The organism is Pseudomonas sp. 2995-3 (assembly GCF_002742565.1).
GTDB lineage: Bacteria > Pseudomonadota > Gammaproteobacteria > Pseudomonadales > Pseudomonadaceae > Aquipseudomonas > Aquipseudomonas edaphica.
The window spans coordinates 1-374 of sequence record NZ_LJSB01000353.1; the positions used below are offsets into that span (position 1 = coordinate 1).

At 35.0% G+C, this 374-nt stretch carries 1 protein-coding gene; it reads left to right on the top strand.

The window, feature by feature from the left end; genetic code table 11:
• Positions 1-374: histidine kinase dimerization/phospho-acceptor domain-containing protein (locus AOA62_RS29700; protein ID WP_218244224.1), on the top strand; the 374-nt coding region annotated here is incomplete at both ends.

A 374-nucleotide genomic window follows, 5' to 3' on the forward strand; every position in this document is an offset into this window, starting at 1 on the left:
GAGAAGGACTACATTGTAGCTGCCCTTTCCCATGATTTAAAGACTCCTTTAACAGTAATCCAGGCTTATACTGAAGCTTTGCACAAGGAAAGTAGACTGACTATTAAGGAGAAGAAAGAATACGAGATAATTTTATTTGAGAAGTTAAAATATATGAAACAACTGATAGATGACCTTGTAATGTATAATTCACTTCAATCCAAAGAAATAGAGTTAGAGTTAGTAGAAGTGGAAGGAGAAGAATTCTTTGATATGCTCTTATCTGGCTATGATGAGACTGCAGCTGCTCAAGGAGTATCTCTTATTGTGGAGCATGAAGTAAAAGAGTCTTATTATCTTAATGTCAATCAGATGGTGAGAGTGATGGATAACTT